At 37.4% G+C, this 22,084-nt stretch carries 19 protein-coding genes; 16 read left to right on the forward strand and 3 right to left on the reverse strand.

Features of this window, described 5'->3' with window-relative positions; translation table 11 throughout:
- The first annotated feature begins 289 nt into the window (after positions 1-289).
- The 16 genes from KJ849_01735 (at position 290) to KJ849_01810 (ending at position 19,005) form a co-directional block, all read left to right on the forward strand.
- Positions 290-2,533, forward strand: coding sequence for a vitamin B12-dependent ribonucleotide reductase (locus KJ849_01735; GenBank protein ID MBU2599287.1), 2,244 nt, complete (start codon positions 290-292; stop codon positions 2,531-2,533).
- Between the two features lie 182 nt (positions 2,534-2,715).
- The gene (locus tag KJ849_01740; GenBank protein MBU2599288.1) at positions 2,716-3,990 is read left to right on the forward strand and encodes a homocitrate synthase; all 1,275 of its coding nucleotides are present in this window, start codon (positions 2,716-2,718) and stop codon (positions 3,988-3,990) included.
- Positions 3,991-4,068: 78 nt separating this feature from the next.
- Positions 4,069-4,485: a CBS domain-containing protein gene (locus KJ849_01745; protein MBU2599289.1), complete on the forward strand. Its 417-nt coding sequence runs from the start codon at positions 4,069-4,071 to the stop codon at positions 4,483-4,485.
- Positions 4,486-4,499: 14 nt separating this feature from the next.
- A complete protein-coding gene (gene nuoE / locus KJ849_01750) occupies positions 4,500-4,955 on the forward strand; it encodes an NADH-quinone oxidoreductase subunit NuoE (protein ID MBU2599290.1) in 456 nt (151 codons plus the stop codon).
- Positions 4,956-5,085: 130 nt separating this feature from the next.
- Positions 5,086-5,388, forward strand: a complete 303-nt coding sequence (locus KJ849_01755; GenBank protein MBU2599291.1) for a nucleotidyltransferase family protein — start codon at positions 5,086-5,088, stop codon at positions 5,386-5,388.
- The gene (locus KJ849_01760) at positions 5,381-5,734 is read left to right on the forward strand and encodes a DUF86 domain-containing protein (GenBank protein MBU2599292.1); all 354 of its coding nucleotides are present in this window, start codon (positions 5,381-5,383) and stop codon (positions 5,732-5,734) included. The genes KJ849_01755 and KJ849_01760 overlap by 8 nt, the downstream gene beginning before the upstream one ends.
- The gene (locus KJ849_01765) at positions 5,731-8,841 is read left to right on the forward strand and encodes an FAD-dependent oxidoreductase (protein MBU2599293.1); all 3,111 of its coding nucleotides are present in this window, start codon (positions 5,731-5,733) and stop codon (positions 8,839-8,841) included. Before KJ849_01760 ends, KJ849_01765 begins: the two co-directional genes overlap by 4 nt.
- A 5-nt stretch (positions 8,842-8,846) precedes the next feature.
- Entirely contained in the window at positions 8,847-9,266 is a 420-nt protein-coding gene (locus KJ849_01770) for a retroviral-like aspartic protease family protein (protein MBU2599294.1), read from the forward strand.
- 155 nt (positions 9,267-9,421) lie between these two features.
- Complete coding sequence (locus KJ849_01775) at positions 9,422-9,760, forward strand: nucleotidyltransferase domain-containing protein (GenBank protein ID MBU2599295.1); 339 nt, start codon at positions 9,422-9,424, stop codon at positions 9,758-9,760.
- On the forward strand, positions 9,747-10,037 hold the full coding sequence (locus tag KJ849_01780) for a hypothetical protein (protein MBU2599296.1): 291 nt from the start codon (positions 9,747-9,749) through the stop codon (positions 10,035-10,037). The genes KJ849_01775 and KJ849_01780 overlap by 14 nt, the downstream gene beginning before the upstream one ends.
- Positions 10,034-10,378 carry a nucleotidyltransferase domain-containing protein gene (locus tag KJ849_01785; GenBank protein MBU2599297.1) on the forward strand — a complete coding sequence of 115 codons (345 nt, stop codon included), beginning with the start codon at positions 10,034-10,036 and terminating at the stop codon, positions 10,376-10,378. Before KJ849_01780 ends, KJ849_01785 begins: the two co-directional genes overlap by 4 nt.
- 51 nt (positions 10,379-10,429) lie before the next feature.
- Entirely contained in the window at positions 10,430-10,573 is a 144-nt protein-coding gene (locus tag KJ849_01790; GenBank protein ID MBU2599298.1) for a hypothetical protein, read from the forward strand.
- 329 nt (positions 10,574-10,902) lie between these two features.
- Positions 10,903-13,593 carry a formate dehydrogenase subunit alpha gene (fdhF, locus tag KJ849_01795; protein MBU2599299.1) on the forward strand — a complete coding sequence of 897 codons (2,691 nt, stop codon included), beginning with the start codon at positions 10,903-10,905 and terminating at the stop codon, positions 13,591-13,593.
- A gap of 26 nt (positions 13,594-13,619) precedes the next feature.
- Positions 13,620-15,575: an anaerobic carbon-monoxide dehydrogenase catalytic subunit gene (gene cooS / locus KJ849_01800; protein ID MBU2599300.1), complete on the forward strand. Its 1,956-nt coding sequence runs from the start codon at positions 13,620-13,622 to the stop codon at positions 15,573-15,575.
- 18 nt (positions 15,576-15,593) lie between these two features.
- Positions 15,594-17,804: a CO dehydrogenase/CO-methylating acetyl-CoA synthase complex subunit beta gene (gene cdhC, locus KJ849_01805; protein MBU2599301.1), complete on the forward strand. Its 2,211-nt coding sequence runs from the start codon at positions 15,594-15,596 to the stop codon at positions 17,802-17,804.
- A 106-nt stretch (positions 17,805-17,910) separates the two neighbouring features.
- On the forward strand, positions 17,911-19,005 hold the full coding sequence (locus tag KJ849_01810; GenBank protein ID MBU2599302.1) for a hypothetical protein: 1,095 nt from the start codon (positions 17,911-17,913) through the stop codon (positions 19,003-19,005).
- A 91-nt stretch (positions 19,006-19,096) separates the two neighbouring features.
- Here the strand turns inward: KJ849_01810 and glgP are convergent, their stop codons facing one another.
- The 3 genes from glgP to KJ849_01825 form a co-directional block, all read right to left on the reverse strand.
- Positions 19,097-20,794 carry an alpha-glucan family phosphorylase gene (glgP, locus tag KJ849_01815; GenBank protein MBU2599303.1) on the reverse strand — a complete coding sequence of 566 codons (1,698 nt, stop codon included), beginning with the start codon at positions 20,792-20,794 and terminating at the stop codon, positions 19,097-19,099.
- A gap of 271 nt (positions 20,795-21,065) precedes the next feature.
- On the reverse strand, positions 21,066-21,473 hold the full coding sequence (locus KJ849_01820; protein ID MBU2599304.1) for a HEPN domain-containing protein: 408 nt from the start codon (positions 21,471-21,473) through the stop codon (positions 21,066-21,068).
- A complete protein-coding gene (locus KJ849_01825; protein ID MBU2599305.1) occupies positions 21,470-21,796 on the reverse strand; it encodes a nucleotidyltransferase domain-containing protein in 327 nt (108 codons plus the stop codon). The genes KJ849_01820 and KJ849_01825 overlap by 4 nt, the downstream gene beginning before the upstream one ends.
- Positions 21,797-22,084: the final 288 nt, after the last annotated feature.

Raw genomic sequence — 22,084 nt, forward strand, 5'->3', positions numbered from 1 at the left:
AGGTGTGATTAAAAAGGCTGAACTAGAATCAAATTAAGTTTCTTTTTAATTCAAACTTTGGGAAAATTCATTAATGTTTCTATGAAAATCGTAGAAATTAGGTTAATCTGTCTTGTAAGTTTTCATAATTAGAATTGCTGGCTTTTATTTCTTGACATCTTTTTGTGGCAATGGTATACAATACTGACATCTATAAACTTATAATCTTAAGGAAAAAAATGTGGCTACTTTAACTAACACCAAGCTAAATTCCCCCAAGAAAGATAATCATCTCCAAAAAGAAGATAGTATTTCCAAATCTTCTCTTAAACTGTCTCCTAATGCTCTAAAAGTCTTGGAGAGAAGATATCTAAAGAAGGATAAACAAGGGAAAGTAGTTGAGACTCCTGAGATGATGTTTAGAAGAGTAGCTCAAAATATTGCTTTAGCTGACTTACTATACGATAAGAAGGCAGAGATAAAAGAGACCGAAGAATCTTTTTATCAAATGATGAGTAATTTAGACTTTATTCCTAATTCACCCACTCTAATGAATGCCGGAGGAAATCTTCAACAATTATCAGCTTGCTTTGTTCTTCCTATTGATGATTCTATGGAAAGTATCTTTGATGCCGTAAAGAGTACTGCTTTAATTCATAAATCTGGCGGCGGAACAGGCTTTTCTTTTTCTCGCCTTCGACCTAAAAATGATGCCGTTCAAACAACTAAAGGTGTCTCAAGTGGGCCTCTATCTTTTATGGCTGTCTTTGATGCTGCTACGGAAGCAGTAAAGCAAGGTGGCACTCGGAGAGGGGCTAATATGGGAATTATCAATGTTGATCATCCTGATGTGATAGACATTATCGTAGCTAAAAATAATCACGATATCTTAACCAATTTTAATATCTCTATTGGAATTACTGAAAAGTTTATGGAAGCAGTAGTTAAGAATGAAAAATATGACTTAATTAATCCTCGGACTAAGGAAAAGGTAAAATCATTAAATGCCCTGAAGGTCTTTAATTTAATCGTCAAGATGGCTTGGAAGAATGGAGAACCTGGCATTATTTTCTTAGATCGTTTAAATAAAGACAATCCTACTCCTAATTTAGGTACCATTGAAAGCACTAATCCTTGTGGCGAGCAACCTCTTTTACCTTATGAAAGTTGCAATTTAGGCTCAATTAATCTCTCCCATATCGTTATGGATAAGAAAATTAACTGGGAAAGATTAAGGCAAATAATAGAGACGGCGGTTCATTTTCTTGATAATGTTATCGATATGAATGAATATCCCTTAGAGAAGATAAAAGAAATGACTTTAGGAAATAGAAAGATAGGTTTAGGAATAATGGGATTTGCGGATCTTCTCATTATGTTAGAGATACCTTATTGTAGTGAAAAAGCTTTACTTTTAGCTGAAGAAATTATGAAGTTTATTACCGAAAAGGCTAAAGAAGTTTCTTGTCGATTAGCTGAAAAGAGAGGAACTTTTCCTAATTTTAAAGATAGTGTTTATAGTGGAGAAGGTTTAAAGCTCAGAAATGCTTTAGTAACTACTATTGCTCCTACGGGAACGATTAGTATTATTGCTAATTGCTCGAGTGCTATTGAACCTATCTTTGCTCTCTCTTACTTGAGAAATGTTATGGATAATACCGAATTAGTGGAGACTAATTATCTCTTTGAAGAGGTAGTTAAAAGAGATAATTTTTATAGCCTTGAACTTATGAAGGAGGTTGCTCAAAAGGGGACCATTCAAGGCCATTCTAAGATTCCAAAACATCTTCAAGAAATCTTTGTTACCGCCCATGATATTTCTCCAGAATGGCATATAAGGATGCAAGCTGCCTTTCAGAAATACACTGATAACGCTGTCTCGAAGACAGTTAACTTTCCTCATCAAGCCAGCGAAGAAGATGTAGCTAAAGTTTACTTTTTAGCTTATCAATTAAACTGCAAAGGGGTAACTATTTATCGTGATGGGAGTAGAAAATTCCAAGTTTTCCATAAAGGAGAAAAAGGAGCAGTTGCCGAAACTCTTTCTCAATACTTGCAACCTCGAACCAGGCCTAATATTACTATGGGCATTACTGAGAAAGCCAAGACCGGCTGTGGAAATTTATATGTAACGGTTAATGGGGACCAAGGAGGTATTTGTGAAATATTTACCAGCACCGGTCGTTACGGGGGGTGCCCTTCTCAGTCTGAAGCTACAGGAAGATTGATTTCCTTAGCCTTACGTTCAGGAATCGATGTTAACTCTTTAGTCGATCAATTAAAAGGGATTCGATGTCTTTCTACTATCCAAAGAAGAGCTAATGAAAAGAATGGTGATAAGATAAGCGCCTTATCTTGTCCAGATGCCATTGGAAAAGCAATCTTGCATTTCCTTGAAAACCAGAAAAAGATGATTACTTTAGAATTTTATCAAGGTAAATCATCTTTTGAAGAAATCTCGATAGGTTTAACTTGTCCTGATTGTGGTGGGGTAATTGAAACAGAGAGTGGTTGTATAGTTTGTCGTCAGTGTGGATATTCTAAGTGTGGATAACTTTACCGAGGAGTGAGAAAGATGAGCATAAAATCCGATGCTTGGATTAAGAAGATGGCTTTAAAGGAGGAAATGAGACGAAGTCTGCCAAAGGTCTTATCTTGATAAGAAAGGCAAATATCAAGCTTCGCAAGCTATTACTTTAGCTAAAATTTAATTATTTTTAAAAAAAAGGAGTTTTTATGTCTATCAAACCAAAAAATAAGATTTACCTGATTGATGTTACTAATCGAGATGGGGTTCAAACTGCCCGCTTGGGATTAGCCAAGTTAGAAAAGACATTAGTTAATCTTTACTTAAATGAGATGGGTATCCATCAGTCAGAAATGGGTTTTCCGGCTACTTCTCACGAGCAAGACTATATTAATGCTAACTTAGAGTTAGTTGAAATGGGAATCCTGAAGCCCATAATTCTTAGTGGCTGGTGTCGAGCTATTACGGAAGATGTAGATAAGGCTTTAAGCTACACCAAGATAAAACATCTAAATCTTTCTATCTCAACTTCCACTCAAATGACCCAGGGTAAATTTGGGGATAGAGTAGTAAGAAGACCGTCTGACGATCCTAACAAACCTAATCTTATCAAGATGATGACTGAGGCATTGAAGAGAGCTAAAGAGGGAGGAATAGAAACGATAGGCATTAATGCTGAGGATGCTTCTCGGACCGACTTAGATTATCTGGTGGAATTTTCACAAGCGGCTAAAGAGAGTGGGGCTAGTAAATTTAGATACTGCGATACTTTAGGCTACGATGATCCTTTTACTACCTATGAAAGGATAAAAGCTTTAGCCTTAGCTATTCAAATACCGATAGAGTTACATTATCATAATGACTTAGGTATGGCGGTGGCTTGCTCTATCGCAGGAGCAAAAGGAGCTATTGATGGAGGCGTAGATGCTTATATCAATACTTGTGTTAATGGTATGGGAGAGCGAGCTGGAAATGCTGATTTAGTCTCTATCATCTTAGCTCTTAAAAAATCAAGTGGATTTGAAAACAAGTATATTTTAGATGAAAGAGTAAAATTGAGTTGTGCTTGGAAGGTAGCCCAATATGCTTCCTTAGCCTTTGGAGTAATTATTCCTCCTAATCAACCAGCAGTAGGGTCAAATGCTTTTGCTCATGAATCAGGAATTCATGCTGATGGAGCTTTAAAAAACCGTCGTAATTATGAATTATATGATTTTGAAGAGCTGGGCAGAGGAGCTCCAGAGATTATTGAGACCGGCAGAAATATTACGGTAGGAGAGTATAGTGGTATAAAAGGATTTCGTAATGTTTATGAAAAGTTAGAGATTGAGTTTAAAGACGAAAAAGAAGCTCATAAAATTTTAGAGTTAGTTCGTTATGCTAATGTTCATACTCAAAAACCTCTGACTGATTCTGAACTGCTCTTTATTTATAAATATCCTGAAATTACTAAAAAAATAATGACTGTAACCATTAGAGTTTAAAGAAGGAAAGACTTTTTACTTTAAGAAAATGAGGAGAAATCACATTTAAAGATTAAATTTTTCTTTAAAGGAGCAACCATGATTAATGATATTAAAGTTAAGGAAGTAATGACCAGAGGAGTAATCTCCATTCCTGAAGAATCTTTAGTTAAAGATGCCGTAGAAATCTTAGCTGATTCTTATGTCAGTGCTTTGGTGGTAACTTCAAAAGATGGCGAACTAAGAGCCGTCTTATCTGAAGTTGATATCATCAGGATTTATGATCAAGATTTAAGCCTGATCAAAGTAAAAGAAGTGATGAGCGCCCCCGTGATCACTATTGATAAAGAAGAAGGTTTAGATGTTGCTTGTCGTCTCATGAAGGAAAAGAATATTCACCGTTTAATAGTAAAACAAGATATTCTTTATCAAGAGACTAACGAAATAAAACACTATCCTTGTGGAATATTATCTACCTCAGATATTATCCATACATTAGCTTCTTTGTACTCCTAATTCAAGAGAGATAGATGAAAGCAGAAGAAAGACAAAAGATTTTAAATATCATAGAAAGATCCAAGGAAAAAGGTTCTTTAATTCCTGTTCTTCAAGAAGCTCAGGAGGTAATGGGGTATTTATCAGAAGAAGTATTAAGCCTTATTGCCCTTGGCTTAAAGATTCCACCTTCCAAGGTTTATGGTGTCGTCACCTTTTATTCCCAGTTCTTTTTGACCCCGCACGGCAAATATATCGTCAAAGCCTGCCGGGGAACGGCCTGCCATGTCCAGGGGGCAAAAAAGATAATTTCAACTATTGAAAATAGCCTCAATCTTAAAGAAGGCAAGACATCTTCTGACCTTAAATTTACCTTTGAAACCGTTGCCTGTCTTGGTGCTTGTGCCTTATCCCCGGTAATAATGATTAACAAGGATTACTTTGGTAAGATGACACCTAAAAAGATTGCTACTATCTTAAGGCAATATTAAGAAGGGTAGATGGGTAAAATCACCCATCGTAGAGGGAAAGATTGCCATGGCAAATTTAATTCAAGGCACTGCCTCCTATGTTTGTAGTAACCACAGATTCTACAAGAGGTAAAGAATGAACGATAAAACTATGAGGAATAAGATTTCCATTGAAAGAATTAAAGAAATATTGGTGAACCATAAAAAAGATATCAAGGAAAAATATAGCGTAAAAGAGATTGGTATTTTCGGTTCTTATGTAAGAGGAGAAGAAAAACAAAAAAGCGACCTTGATGTGCTTGTAGAATTTGGAGGTTCTATAGATTTCTTCCTTTTTCTTGAATTAGAAGAATATTTGTCAGACCTAATAGGTGTAAAGGTTGATCTTGTGATGAAAAAGGTACTTAAACCTAGAATAGGTAGGCACATATTAGAGGAAGTGGTCTATGTCTAAGAAGAAAAGAACATATGTGGATTATATTAACGATATAATAAATGAAATAGAGAAAATAGAAAGATTTACCAAAGGTCTTTCCCTTGATGAATTTATTAATGATGAAAAAACGGTTTATGCAGTAATCCGATGCTTTGAAATTATAGGAGAGGCAGTTAAAAATATACCGGGGGAAATAAAAGAGAAATTCCCTGAAATTCCATGGAAAAGAATGGCTGGAATGAGGGATAAATTAATCCACGAATATTTTGGAGTTGATTCTGATACTTTATGGGAAACCATTAAATTAAGAGTTCCTGATGTAAAGATTTCAATAGAGAAAATATTGAAGGAGTTAGAAGAATGAGATTAAAATCCGTTGAAGAATTGAATCAATATCGAGAGTCACTCAATAAATCTAAAGACCCTGACAAACTCTGCATCACTATTTGTGCTGGGACAGGATGTATTGCCTTTGGCGCAGAAGGAGTAATAAATGCCTTTATTGAAGGGATTAAGAAACATAATCTGACCGATAAGGTAAAAATAAAGCGGGCTGGCTGCCGCGGTTTTTGTGAGAAGGGACCTGTGGTAGTCATATTACCTAAAGGAATATTCTATCAAAGGGTGGCTATTGAAGATGTCCATGAGATTATCTCTCGCACTATTCTAAACGGTGAAATCATTGAGCGACTTCTCTACGAAGACCCGGTATTGGGCAAAAAGATTATCCATGAGCATGAAGTGCCTTTTTATGCCAGGCAAAAAAGGATAGTTCTGGCTGATAATGGACGGATTGACCCGGCTAAAATTGAGGATTATATTGAGCGTGGTGGTTATTCTGCCTTGAGTAAGGTGCTTAGTTCTATGACCCCTGAGGAAGTAATCGAGGATGTTAAAAAATCGGGTTTGTGTGGTAGGGGTGGTGGCGGTTTTCCTACAGGCTTAAAATGGGAATTTTGCAGAAAGGCGATAGGGAATCCCAAATATCTTATCTGCAATGCCGATGAAGGCGACCCGGGAGTCTTTATGGACCGCAGTCTTCTTGAAGGTAATCCTCATTTAGTTATGGAGGGTATGCTCATAGCCGCTTATGCCATTGGCACATCAGAGGGATATGTCTATGTGAGAGCAGAATACCCTTTGGCTGTCAAGCACATTAAAATAGCTATCCAACAAGCAAAAGAGCTTGGTTTGTCAGGAGATAATATCCTTGGAACGGATTTTAGTTTTCATCTGAAGATTAAGGAAGGGGCAGGGGCTTTTGTCTGTGGTGAAGAGACCGCCTTAATTGCCTCTATTGAGGGTAAACGCGGTATGCCAAAACCAAGACCGCCTTTTCCTGCTCAATCCGGACTCTTTGGTAAACCAAGCAATATCAATAATGTGGAAACCTTCGCTAATATCCGTAGTATTATTTTAGATGGCGGTGAAGAGTACGCTAAAATTGGTACTGAGAAGTCTAAGGGGACAAAAATTTTTGTCTTAGCCGGCAAGATAAATAATACCGGGTTAGTAGAGGTGCCTATGGGAACTACCTTGCGAGAGGTAATCTTCGGAATTGGCGGCGGTATTCCCAAAGGCAGAAAGTTTAAGGCGGTGCAATTAGGGGGTCCTTCCGGCGGTTACCTGACAAATCAACACCTTGATTTGCAAATAGATTATGATACCTTAATTGCCGCCGGCGCGATGATAGGTTCCGGCGGTATGATTATTATGGATGAAACTGATTGTATAGTGGAAAGTGCCGGTTTCATCTTAGAATTCGTCCAGAGTGAATCCTGTGGGAAATGCACGACCTGCCGTATCGGCACAAAAAGAATGCTGGAAATACTGACCAGAATTACACAAGGAAAAGGAAAGGAAGAGGATATAGGCATCTTGATAAGAATGAGCAAGATTATCAAAGACACATCCCTATGTGGTTTAGGCCAGACAGCTCCTAATCCAGTCCTTTCTACCCTTGAAAATTTCCGTGATGAGTATGAAGAGCATATCAAAGAGAAAAAGTGTTATGCCCATGTGTGTGATGAACTTTATACCGCACCGTGCTCAGATACCTGTCCGGTAAATATTGAGGTGCACGGTTATGTTGCCTTGATTGCCCAGGAGAAATTTGAAGAGGCATTGACGTTAATCAAGGAACGCAATCCATTTCCTTCTATTTGTGGTCGGGTCTGCCATCGTCCCTGTGAAACCAGATGCAAACGGGCAGAAATTGACGAACCAGTAGCTTTGCGTGGACTGAAACGATTTGTCGCTGACCTTGAGGTAAGGTTAGAAAGTAGAGGACTTAAACCTAATGTCAAATTCCGGCGAGCAGAAAGGGTAGCGATTATTGGTGCAGGACCTGCGGGACTGGCTTGTGCCTGTTATCTGGCACGAAAGGGATACCAGATAACTATATTTGAGGCATTAGAAACACCAGGTGGTATGCTGGCGGTCGGAATCCCTAATTATCGGATGCCAAAGAAAATACTTAAGTTGGAGATAGATAATATCCTTGACCTGGGAGTAGAGATAAAAACAAATATAGAGGTTGGTAAGGATATTAAGTTTGACGACATAGTTAAGGAGTACAATGCTGTTTTTGTGAGTACCGGATCTGGTATGAGCAAAAAAATAGGGATTGAAGGAGAGGAGACAAAGGGGGTAATCCACGCCCTGGATTTCCTTCGTAATGTCAACCTCGGCAATCAGATTGAGATAGGAAAAAAGGTAGCCGTGATTGGTGGAAGTAATGGGGCGATTGATTCTGCCAGAACAGCTATCAGATTTTCTGCCTCTGATGTTATTTTACTCTATAGCCATTCAAAGGAGGAGATAACAGCTGACCCTGAAGAAATTGAAGCCGCAGAGCATGAAGGGGTAAAGATAAAAACATTAATTACACCAAAGAAAATTCTGAGCGAAAATGGCCGTGTAGTAGCTATTGAATGTATCGGGATGCAGCTGACAGAATTCTTTGATAAGACAGGAAGAAGAATCATTGAGCCGATTAAAGGCTCAGAACTTATATTAGAGGTTGATATGGTTATATTAGCCACAGGCAGGGATGTAGCCACTGGTTTCTTGAAAGACAAGATAGAGCTAACAAATTCAGGAATGATAAAGGTAGATAAGCAGACCAGGGTAACTAACCTGCCACAAGTATTTGCTGGTGGTGATGTTGTTACTGGCCCGGCGACAGTAATTGGGGCCATAGACTCTGGAAGTAAAGCAGGGGTTGCCATTGACAAATACCTGAATGATGGTCAAGTAAGTAAAGATGTTGTCATTGAAGCAAGAAGACCATTGTTGATTGAAGAGAGGAAGGAAAAAACGCCAATAAAGGCAAAGAAACAGAGGCCTATTATGCGTACCCTGGAAAAGGAGGAGAGGGTGAAGGGGTTTGAAGAGGTGGAGTTAGGCTTTACCCGCGAGATGGCTGTCAATGAAGCCAAAAGATGCATTAGATGTCATAAAAAGGAGTGAATTTTATGGGTGAAGTAATTGTTGAGGTTGAGTTAGAAAATTTTGGTGATAGATATACCTTTAAAAGAGGGTTTATCAAAGAACAGGAGATTCGAAGTCTGAAATGTAAAGCCCTTGTCGATACAGGGGCAATAATGGTTATGTTACCTCAGGACATGGTAGAAGAACTAGGGTTGGAATCAACAAGAAAAGTAATAGTTACCTATGCCAATGAACAAAAGGAGGAAAGAGATATAGCTGGAGGGTTGACTTTAAAAATAGGGAAAAGGGCAATGGATACAGACTGCATTGTTGGTCCCCCAGGCAGTGAACCTTTGGTGGGGCAAATTGTCCTTGAGGAATTGGACTTAATCGTTGATTGCAATAAGAAAACTCTCTCTCCGCGTCCCGAATCACCTTACTTACCATTACTAAAGCTTAAATAAAACTTAAAAAGATTATGAACCCTAATCTCAGGAATGGGAACTTGCAATTGATGGAATAAAAACAGTTGAAAAGAAACTGAAGGAGTTCTCTTGGCATATATAAGGATTGTGGAGGTTAAATTTTTGGGGAACAATTCAAAAAGGATGAGAAAATTATGGATACAAAACTTAAGGGCTTATCCGGATTAAAGAGATTGGTTGACTTTATAACTACCGAATATAAACCTGAGAGGATAATCTTATTTGGTTCTTATGGAAGTGAGACAGAGAAAAGATACTCAGATATAGATTTGCTAATCATAAAAAAGACATCTAAACGGTTTGTAGATAGGGTAGTAGAGGTAATGCAGAACATAAGAAGAGAGTTTGGGATTAAATATCCAGTTGAACCCCTTGTTTATACCCCGGAGGAATGGGAAGCGGCAAAAGTAATAAACAGTATTTTCATTCGAACAATTTTATCAAAAGGAATTGTCTTGTATGGGAAAGAATAAGGTAGCGGCAAGTCTCTGGCTTAAAAAGGCAAAGGATGACCTTGCTTTTGCAGCCGGCGCCCATTCATTCTTTATTAGTAAGAGTGAGCAAAAATTTATCCCTATCCTTATTGATGCCCTAAATAAATATGGAAACGAGGAAATGGCTACGGATTTCTTAAATTGTGGGAATAGTCAATTAGAAAAGGCTGGACACATCTGGGCAAAGGAATATGGTTATACGATTATTAGTCAAGGGTATGGCAATGGCCCTCAATGGGGAAGTAAAAACAGATGATTACCCATGAGCAAATAGAGGAGATTACAGGAAGAATAAGGGATAATTATAAGCCGGAAAAGATTATTCTCTTTGGTTCTTATGCCGATGGACATCCTACAGAAGATAGTGATCTGGATATATTGGTTGTAAAAAATAGTCTGCTGCCAAGGTATAAAAGAGCAAGGGAGGTTAGAAGATATCTGTGGGGAATTACCGATATTCCCAAAGATATACTTGTCTACACACAAAAAGAGATTGATGATTGGAAAGAAGTAAAGGAAGCATTTATTACGGATGTGATTAAAAAGGGTAAGGTTTTATATGAAAACAAAGAGAGATCTAATAAACAACTGGATTGATAAGGCAGAAAAAGATTTACGCAGACTGAAGAACAAAAAGATGACCTTGTACTGATAACAACTTTTAATATTAATGTCCGATATCCAGATTATAAACACGAATTTTATCAGAAATGTACAAAGGAGTATACAGAAACCAATATTAGTAAAATAAAGGAGCTGCGACTATGGCTCAAGAAACAAATTCTGGAATGATCAGGAAAACTATTATTAAATATCTTAATCTCCTTGAGGAAAATAATATCTCGTTTGAGGATGTTTATCTCAGCAATTCTCATTATGAAAATTTCTTTTTATTCTAATTGAGTCAAAACGATATAAATCTCCCCTAACCCCTCTTTGTTAAAGAGGGGAATTGTAAAAGAAAGATGTGAGTTGAATAAGGAGATTCTTTTTTACTTCCCCCTTTTCCAAAGGGGGACAGGAGGGGGATTTGAAAATGCCGATGAAAGGGCGATCCAGCAATTCTAATTATAGTAGTTATTAACGAAAACCGGACATAGGAAATAATAAGGAGCAATTTAATGATTGAATTAACTATTGATGGAAAAACAGTTACCGTAGAGGAAAGCGCAACTATCCTGCAAGCGGCTAAATCTGTTGGGATTAAGATTCCCCATTTGTGTTATCATAAAAGCCTTTTACCAACAAGCAGCTGTCGGTTATGCGTGGTAGAGGTAGAAGGGGCAAGGACGTTAGTTGCTTCTTGTTCTTATCCGGTGAGCGCCGGAATGAAGGTGAAGACAGCAACCGAACGAGTGCTTAATGCCCGACGATTAATTTTAGACCTGCTCTTATCTAATCACCCAACAGATTGTCTTACCTGCGAGAAGAATGGTGTCTGTAAGCTCCAAAAATATGCCTATGAATTAGGGATAACTACGACCAACTTTAAAGGAGAAAAGACTCAATATCTAATTGATACCTCCAACCCGTTTATGGAGCGGGATTATAACAAATGTATCCTTTGTGGTCGTTGTGTAGCTACTTGCGAAGAACAAGGAAAAAATGCTATTGATTACCTTCATCGAGGTTTTTCTACTAAAATAGGTACTTATTTTGATAAATCTCTAAAAGATACAAGTTGTGCTTTTTGTGGTAATTGTGTTTCTGTTTGTCCTACCGGCGCTCTTTTGGAAAAGATGGCCTTGGGAAGAGGACGAAGTTGGGAATTCCAAAAGACAGTAACTATTTGTCCTTATTGCGGTTGTGGTTGTTCTTTGGTCTTAAATACTAAAGATAACCAGATTATTAAAGTTACTTCTTTTGAAGATGAAAGTGTCAATAATGGTAATTTGTGTGTTAAAGGTAAGTTTGGTCTTGATTTTGTAAATCATCCCGACCGTTTAACTTCTCCTCTGATAAAAGATAAGACTACCGGTGAATTTAAAAAAGTTAGTTGGGAAGAAGCCATCTCTATTATATCCTTAAAATTTAAGGATATAATAGAGAAATATGGCTCCGATAGCTTGGCGGGAATGGCTTCTGCTAAATGTACCAATGAAGAAAATTATCTCTTTCAAAAGTTTATCAGGGCAGTGGTTGGTACTAATAATGTTGACAATTGCGCCCGCTTATGTCATGCTCCAAGTGTGGTTGGCTTAGCAGCTTCTTTTGGAAGTGGAGCGATGACTAATTCTATTTCTGAAATTAAAGACACCGATTGTATCTTAATTATTGGCTCTAACCCTACAGAAAATCATCCTATTATCGGGGTGGAGATAAAGAAAGCGGTAAGAAACAAGGCTAAATTAATAGTTATTGATCCCCGCCTAATTGAGTTGGCAGAAATAGCTGACCTTCACTTAAAACATCTACCTGGTAGCGATGTTGCTTTAATTAATGGCCTATTAAAGATAATTATCGATGAAGATCTTTATGATCAAGAGTTTATTGAGACTCGCTGTGAAGATTTTGATCTTCTTAAAGAAGTAGTTTCTAAATACACTAAAGATTATGTCAAAGAGATTACCGGCGTAAATGGAGAAGACCTTACTAAAGCAGCTAAAATCTACGCTCAGTCTAAAAAAGCTACGATTATCTATGCCATGGGTATTACTCAACATACTACCGGCACCGACAATGTTTTATCCTTAGCTAATTTAGCTATGCTCACAGGAAATGTGGGCAAAGAATCAACCGGGGTAAATCCTTTAAGAGGCCAAAATAATGTTCAAGGAGCATGTGATGTAGGAGCCTTACCTGCTTTTTATCCTGGCTATCAAAGAGTTACTGACGAAAAGATAAAAGATAAGTTCGAGAAAGCATGGCAGGTTTCCTTAAGTGATAAAGTTGGTTTAACTATCCCGGAGATGCTCAAAGAAGCAAGTTTAAAAAATTTGAAGGCAATGTATATTATGGGTGAAAATCCAATGATTTCAGACCCAGACATAAATTATGTAGAAAGAGCTTTAAATTCTTTGGAATTTTTAGTCGTCCAAGATATCTTTCTTACCGAGACGGCAAGGTTAGCTGATGTGATTCTTCCGGGAGTAAGTTTTGCCGAAAAGGAAGGAACTTTTACTAATACAGAAAGAAGAGTCCAAAGAGTTCGTCAGGCTATTAACCCAGTAGGTAGTAGCTGGCTTGATGGAAAGATTATTAGTCAAATTTCTAAAGCTATGGGCTATGCTATGGATTATCGAGAGGCTAAAGAGATATTTGAAGAGATAAGACAATTAGTTCCTGCTTACGTTGGTATTACTTATGAAAGAATTGATCACTTTGGTCTTCAATGGCCATGCAAGAGTCTAAATGATTTAGGGACTAAGTATCTCCATAAAGAGAATTTTGTTCGGGGAAAAGGTAAATTTCATGCGGTAGAATATCTTCCTCCCTATGAATGGCCAGATGATGAATATCCTTTTATCTTGACTACAGGCAGAATATACTACCACTTCCATACGGGTTCTATGAGTAGAAGGTCTAAGGGCTTAAATGAGATATGCTCTGAGGGTTTTATAGAGGTAAGTCTAAGAGTTAGTCAAGATTTAAACTTACAGGAAGATGATAGAGTAAAGATAAGCTCAAGAAGAGGAGAGATAATTACTAAGGTCAAGATAAAAGAAGGTCTTTTGGAAAAGGTTGTCTTTATGCCTTTTCATTTTGCTGAAAGCGCCGCTAATATCTTAACTAATCATGCTCTTGATCCTAAATCAAAAATTTCAGAATTAAAAGTAGCGGCAGTAAAAATAGAAAAGTATAAACTTTTATAAAAAAATTATTAAAAGAAGGAGGTTCAATGTTAGAAAATGTTTCTATTTGCCAAGCAAGTTTAACTATCTTGGAAAAAGCCAAAAGAGAGGGAATCGAAACGGTCTTTGACCGTTCAAAGGAGATGAAGATTTGTCCTTTTGGCAGCACCGGTACTTGTTGTAAAAACTGTGCTATGGGTCCTTGTCGAATTAATGTTAAAGGAGAAACAGAAGAAGAGCAGGAACACGGAGGTAAAGTAAGTGTTTGTGGAGCAACGGTTGGAACTATTGCAGCTCGTAATTTTTCTCGAATGATAGCGGCAGGCTCTGCTGCTCATAGCGACCATGCCCGGGAAGTAGTTTTAACTTTCATCGCTGCGGCCAAAGGAGAAATTTCTGGATATGAAATTAAAGATGAAGAAAAACTTAAATCAGTAGCTAATGATATCGGTATTGACACCCAAGATAAAGATAAAAATAAGTTAGCTCTTGAAGTAGGTGAAAAGTTATTAGAAGATTTTGGAAGACAAGAAGGAGAACTAAACTTTATAAAAAATAGAGTTCCTAAAAAAAGACAAAAACTCTGGAAGGAGATGGGTGTTACTCCTCGAGGAATTGACCGAGAAATAGTTGAGTTAATGCACCGTACTTCTATTGGCGTAGACCAGGATTATCGAAATCTACTCCGCCAGGGAAGCCGTTGTGCTTTAGCTGATGGCTATGGTGGTTCTATGATTGCCACGGCCTTACAAGATATCATGTTTAAAACTCCAATTCCCATACGAGCTTCTGTAAATTTAGGTGTCTTAAAAGAAGATCAAGTAAATATTATCGTTCATGGGCATGATCCCTTGCTTTCTGAAATGATCGTCCTTGCTTCCCGAGATTCAGAGCTTTTAGATCTAGCTGGTAAGAACGGAGCTACTGGCATAAACATCTCTGGTATTTGTTGCACCTCTAATGAAATCTTAATGCGCCATGGTATTCCAATAGCTGGCAATTTTCTTCAACAAGAATTAGCCTTAATTACTGGGGCGGTAGAAGCTATGGTAGTAGATGTGCAATGTGTATTTCAATCTCTTCCTCGCATTGCTAAATGCTTTCATACAGAAATTATTACCACTAATGAAAGAGCTAAGATGTCGGGTGCTATTCATTTTGAGTTTCATCCTCATAGTGCTTTAAATGTAGCCAAAGACATTATCCGAAGGGCTATTAAGAATTTTCCAAAAAGAGGAAAAGTAAATATTCCTAAGGAAAAGATGGAGTTAATTGCTGGTTTTACCCATGAATCCATTAACTATATGTTAGGAGGAAGCTTTCGGGGTTCTTATAAGCCTTTAAATGATAATATTATTAATGGTCGCATCAGGGGAGTAGTTGGAGTGGTGGGTTGCAATAATCCAAAGACTCCTCACGATTTTTCTCATCTAACTTTAGTAAAAGAATTAATCGCTCACGATGTTTTGGTAGTTCAAACTGGTTGTTCTGCTATAGCCTGTGCTAAAGCAGGATTATTAGTTCCAGAAGCAGCTAAAGAATTTGCTGGAAAAGGTTTGGCAGAAGTATGTGAAACCGTAGGAATACCTCCGGTGCTCCATATGGGATCTTGTGTCGATAATTCACGGATTTTAGAAGCTTGTTCGGCTGTAGTAGCTGAAGGAGGGTTAGGAGACGATTATTCTGATCTACCTATTGCTGGAGCTGCCCCAGAATGGATGAGCGAAAAAGCAATCGCTATTGGTCAATACTTTGTAGCTTCTGGAGCTTTGGTAGTCTTTGGGGTAACTTTTCCTATTACTGGGTCAAAAGCTCTTAGTAACCACTTATTTAATGAATACGAAAAGATAACTGGTGGTAAGTGGAGTTTTGAGCCTGATCCTATCAAGATGGCTCACATAATAATTGACCATATCGACAAAAAACGAGCAGCTTTAGGGATAGATAAAAAACCAGAACGAGTCCTATATGATATGGAAATGCGCCGAGAGTTAAAGTTTTAAAGAAGGGGGTAACATAAGATGTCTAAAATTATTGCTTCTGCTGCTATTCGAGGAGCTCATAAAATTGTAAATTTAGCTGATCAAAGACTAAATGAAGCTTTGGAGAAGTTTGGAAATAATAAGAAGGTTGAATTTCCCAATACTGCTTACTATCTTCCTGTTATTTATGCGATGTTAGGAGTAAAAGTAGAAAAGCTGGCTGATATGATTTTTGTTTTAAACAAGGCTAAAAGCTTACTTTTTGAAGTTCCTTCTCCTGCTTTTCATTTGCCTTACTTAGGACATACCTTAGATGCAGGTATGGCTACCTTATTTGCCGAAGAGATTATTGAAGCTTTGAAGTATTTAGAAGATCCCATACCCTACACGATGACTGTCTCTCCTACCGAAAATAATATCTGGTTAGGAGCAGCTGATGACAAGATTATGAGGGAACGAGGTATAGAATTTGTTGATGGCAGCGCGCCAGGATTTGCTGCTTGCGTAGGCGCTTGTCCTGATAATAAAACAGCCGTAAAATTAGTCCGAGAACTTCAAGAAAAGGACCTCTATGTATTTATGTGTGCCAATAACCAGGGAAAAAGTATGGCTTCGCAACTTCACGAAGAAGGAGTCCAGTTAGGTTGGGAGACAAGATTAATATCTTTTAGTCAAGATATTTATGGAGCCGTTCTTGCTCTGGGGTTTGCTTCCCGAGCAGCTATGGCTTTTGGTGGAGTGACACCAGGAGATTTTAGAAGAAACCTTATCTATAATAAACATCGTATCTTTGCCTTTGTCTTAGCTTTAGGTGAGGTTTCTGATGAATGGTATGCCACGGCTGCAGGAGCTATTAACTATGGCTTTCCAGTAATTAGCTACTCTGATATTCCTGAAATTCTACCTACCGGAGTTTGTTTATATGAACATGTGGTCTCAAATGTACCTTTTGACCAGATGGTCGATAGAGCTTTGGAAGTAAGGGGCTTAAAGGTAGTAAAGACCAAAGTAGATATACCCGTTCCTTATGCTCCTGCTTTTGAAGGAGAACGGATTCGCAAAGAAGATACTTACCTTGAGTTTAACCAGGTTCGAAACAAAGAATTAACTTTTGAATTTGTAACTTCTAAGAAGGTAGATGAGATTGAGAATGAAAAGATAGAAGTCATTGGTAAAGACTTAGATGAAATACCAGAGATGAGTAAATTTCCTTTAGGCATTATCGTTGAGGTAGGTGGAGCTCGGATGCAAGCTGACTTTGAACCTGTCTTAGAACGACAGATTCATTCATTCTTAAATGAAGCCCAAGGGGTCTTTCATATGGGTCAACGTAATGTCAATTGGATTCGTATTAGTAAGACAGCCAAGGAAAAAGGTTTTAAACTTTACCACCTTGGTAAGATTCTTTTAGCTCGGATCTTAAGGGAATATAGTAGTATTGTGGATAAAGGTCAGGTAAAGATTATTACTGACCCAGAAGCCATAAAGAAAGAATATGAAAAAGCGATAAGTACTTATCATTATCGAGATGAAAGATTAAAAGGCCTTATCGATGAAGCCGTAGATACTTTTTACACTTGTTCTCTTTGTCAATCCTTTGCTCCTGACCATATTTGTATCGTTACTCCAGAACGGAGTGGACTTTGCGGAGCTTATAACTGGTTAGATGGAAAAGCAGCCTACGAAATTAACCCTCATGGTCCCAATCAACCTATCTCTAAAGGTGAGATAGTCGATCCTATCTTAGGCCAGTGGAAAGGAGTTAATGAAGCCATTCATAAAGGTTCTCACCAAAAGTTAGAAGTTATGAATGCTTATAGTATTATGCAAGATCCCATGACTTCTTGTGGTTGTTTTGAGTGTGTCTCGGCTATTCTTCCTATGGCTAATGGTATTATGATTGTTGACCGTGACCATGCCGGGATGACCCCTTGTGGAATGAAGTTTTCTACTTTAGCTGGCGCAATAGGGGGTGGCCAGCAAGTACCAGGTTTTGTTGGTCATAGCAAGTTTTACATTAGTAGTAAAAAGTTTATGTTAGCCGAAGGAGGTATCTTGAGAGTGGTCTGGATGCCTAAGAAATTGAAAGAAGAGATGAAAGAGGTCCTTATTAATAGAGGAAAAGAAGAAGGAGTAGAAAACTTTTACCAATTAATTGCTGATGAAACTGTAATTATTGAGGAAGAAGGAATAATGGCTTTCTTGGAAAAGGTAGGACATCCTGTCTTGACTATGGATCCTTTAATGTAAGAAGAATAACGATAGGTAAATGACGATAGGCGTTTGCACGGCAACGGACAGGTTATCCCTGTCTGTTGCCGGTTGCTTTAAGTAATTTTATTAGAGGGGGTTTGTGATGGTAAATCAAGAACTTAAAGGTAATTGGAGAGATATCTTCAAAGTAGTTAAGTTTTCTTTTGATCCTAAAAAAGTATCTATCCAGATGATAGGCTTAATTATTGCTGGGTGTTTCTTTTTGATTTTTACCCAAATAGCTTGTTTTGCTTCGGGAATAAGGCTTGATTCTCTTTTCACGATTCTTCTTAATTCTTTTGGATCGGAAAGTCAATGTCCTTACGAAATGGCTTGCTCCCATGGTTTTCATTTAGGTTTACTTGGAATTACCTTATTAACCTTTGGTTTTATCTTCTCTTTTATGGTTATTTTTACCACTAATGGCATAATTTCTAAGATGGCTGTAGATAGCCTCCTCAAGGATAAGTACATAGAGATGAATGAGGTGCTAAAATTTGGCCTTAAAAATTTTAAATCTTTTGTCTTGTCTCCGGTGGCCTTAATTGTTCTGATAGGCTTTACTTTTTTAAGCTTATATATTGGTGGTTCAATTGGTAAAATTACTTATCTGGGTGAACTAATCTTATCTTTCTCAGTGATTCCAATCTTTTTAGGAGGGCTTTTAATTCTTTTTCTTGGCTTAGTCTTTTCTTTTGGTTTAGTCCTTTTACCTTCTATTATTGCGGTTGAAGAAGACGATACTTTTGGAGCGGTCTGTGACTTATTCTTTGTGGTTATTTCAAATTTCTGGAAATTAATAGGTTATGAACTTATATTTAAATTTGTTTGCCTTGTCTTAACGATAACGGTAATAGGTATTGCCTTGTTGGCTCTTTATTTAGGGGGGAGTGTGGTCATGGCTGGCGTAGGTGAGGTTAAATTTTTTGTGTTACTTACAGCCATTGGTAAATCTTCACCCATCTTTTTAAAGATTACCAGTACAATTATTTGGATATTTTTAGCATTTCTTGGATTGTATGTGGTCTCTATTCCTATGGTTTACTCTAACTTAGCTCAGACCATTATTTACTGTAATTTAGAGGAAAAAATAAAGCTCATGCGCGAAGAAGAAAAAGAAGAAGAAGCAAATGAAGAAAAAAATAGCTCTGACAAAGAAATTATGCCAGAAGAACCGTCGCCAGAAGATTCAAATTAAATAAGTTTATAGTTAAGTTATAATCTGCTTCCCGATAAAACTTAAGGATAAGCTTTGCGGGAATGACAAAGGACATAAGTTAAATTATCTCTTAATCAAAGTAAGCATTAGAAATATATTGCTGCACCATGCGATGGGTATTAAAGAAGGAAGCATTAAAGGCAATGCTACATTGCATAATATCTACCCACTGCCATTCTCTTTGATAATACATCGGGAGAATGGTGGTCTTTAATTTTGCATAAAATTCTTCGGCATTTTTTTCATCAAGATCATCTTGATCAAGTTTTCCTTTTTCTCCAATTGACCACCCGGTAATTCCTTCAATATGTCCTTCTATCCACCAGCCATCTAAAATACTAAAATTTGGTATTCCATTATGAGAAGCTTTCATTCCAGAAGTCCCTGAAGCCTCCATCGGTCTCTTGGGATTATTTAACCAAATATCTACCCCAGAGGTAATTAACTTTCCTAATTCCATATTATATTCTTCTAAGTAAACTATCTTAATCTCATTCTTTAGTTCTTTAATATGTTGGTGAATCTTTTTTATTAAATACTTTCCAGGTTCATCTTGAGGATGAGCTTTGCCAGCAAAGATAATTTGAAACTTGCCTACTTTTTTAGCGATTTCTACTAATTTCTTTGGATTGGTGAAGACAAGGGTAGATCTTTTGTAAGTAGCAGATCTTCTGGCAAATCCCATGGTAAATGTTTTATAATCCATACCAATGTTAGTCTCTTTATTTACATAATCGATCAGCCTTTTCTTGGCTTGGCAATGGGCATTCCAAATTTCTGGCTTGGGAATACTAGCGGCATGTCTTAAAGTAAAAGGATCTTTGGTCCACCCGGGAATATACTTATCATAAAGATCCCGATATTCTTGACAAGTCCAAGCATAAGAGTGAACACCATTAGTAATAGAACCTACGGAGTATTGAGGAAACATCTGTTGTGATACCTCGCTGTGCTTCTTAGCTACTCCATTGACAAACTTACTACAATTTAAAGCCAAATAAGTCATGTTTAAAGAATCTTGGCCACCTAACTTTTTGAGAAGATCAAAAGGAATAAACTCTCCCAAAACATTCCAAACTAAGTCATAACTAAACTTATCATGACCAGCGGGAACAGGAGTATGAGTGGTAAAGACGCAAAGTTCCCTAACTGCATCTACATTCCAAGCGAGTCTTTCATCCCATGTCTCTTCAATGTTTTTTTTATATCTTTTTAAAAGTTCTAAGGTTAACAAACTTGGGTGCCCTTCGTTCATATGGTACTTTTTTATATCTCTATAACCTAAAACATAAAGCATGCGAACTCCACCTATTCCTAAAACAATCTCTTGAGAAAGCCTATATTTGCTATCGCCTCCATAAAGAGAGTGGGTCAGTGTTCGATCATATTCACTATTATCTTTAACATCAGTATCTAAAAATATTATCGGTACTTTAAATCCACTTACTCCTACCACCACATATTGCCAGGCCATTACTACTACTTTTCTTCCTTCTATTTCCACACTAACATTTGGAGATAAAAGTTGTAAATAATCCTCAGGATTCCATTTAAATGGAAGCTCTTTTTGATTTCCATCTTTATCTAACTTTTGAGAAAAATAACCTTTTCGATATAACAAGGTAACGCCAACAACCGGTACTTTTAAGTCAGCAAAAGAACGGACTGTATCTCCAGCCAATATTCCTAAACCTCCACTATAAGTAGGAAGGTGTTGATCTATTCCGATTTCCATAGTAAAATACGCTATCTTTCTTTCGCTATCCATCTTTTATTACCTCACTCTCATATATTAAATTAATATAGTCTAAGACTGGCTTAGACTATATATGCAATCCGTTAAATAACTTGACATAGTAGTAGGGACAGAGTGTCAGTGATGCTACTCCCTTGTCCCCCTTCCAAAAAAGCAACGAATCAAACAAACGGACACCCACAAGGTTGTCCCCCGCTGGCGGGGGTAGGGGGTGGATTTTCCCTACAAGTAAGTGGTTATATAGCCATAAGTTACAAATTGTCCCAGCGGTTATCTCAATAATTTATACCCAACTCTTTTTCCTGATAATCTCTTCTATCTTTTGTAGAAATTCTCTTGTATATTTAACATATTTATCGGCTTCGTCTACTGATATTTCTATAAATTCCTTATAATCACCTTCTTGTCGTATCTCAAACATCTTATGGAGTATCTTTGAATAATGCTTGTCGATCTTACCTGTATGCACAAACTCTTTATCAAATATAGAAATAACTCCAATATGCTTTGATGTCTTTATAGGCACATCTTCATTCAAAAATAGTGCTAATATAGCGTAAAACATAGAATAGTAAGCTCTATTCAAGATAGATCTTGGGGTTAGATTACCTTGCAGCATCATCTCTGCATCAACAAGGGTTTCTTTTGCCTGTGTGAGGCGGTAGGAAAAGAGAGCTTGCTTGTCTGTCATATACTTACTCCTTGCTCTGAAATATTCTTTATTATTGGTGCTGACCGCAAGGGTGTATTCTCTGCCTCTTCTTTGCTACAAATAAGGGGAGAAATAAACATAAAGCTTTCAAACCCTACCTCCCATACAACATCAGAGATTCTCTCTTTAATCTCATTATCAAGATAGGCAACCTTTACAAATACATCCATATCTGAATATTCATCCGGATTGCCTCTGGCTCGCGAACCAAAAACTATAAGCTCTATAATCTGAACAAACTCTGATAATCTTTTCTTTAATCTTATAGCTATCTCATAATCCCTGGAACTCATTTTGTCCATTTCTCATCTATCCTCATCACTTCTAAATCAATCCCCTAATGGTTGGGGCGTAGTGGGTTGTCCCAACGTCGGGTCATGGTCTCCCACTGACCTTTATTGAAGAGCCTATACTCAATATACTATAAAATACCTTTATGTCAATCAAAGTCAGCAATTCTAATTATGAAAATTTCTTTTTATTTTATAGGTAATTTAAGACAATATGCCCCTTTGCCGATTAGTTAATGAAGACCAATTTACTATTCAAGGAAAGGAAAGGGACAAAGTGGCAAAAGTTCTTACTTTTAA

Source organism: bacterium (assembly GCA_018830565.1).
GTDB lineage: Bacteria > UBA9089 > JAHJRX01 > JAHJRX01 > JAHJRX01 > JAHJRX01.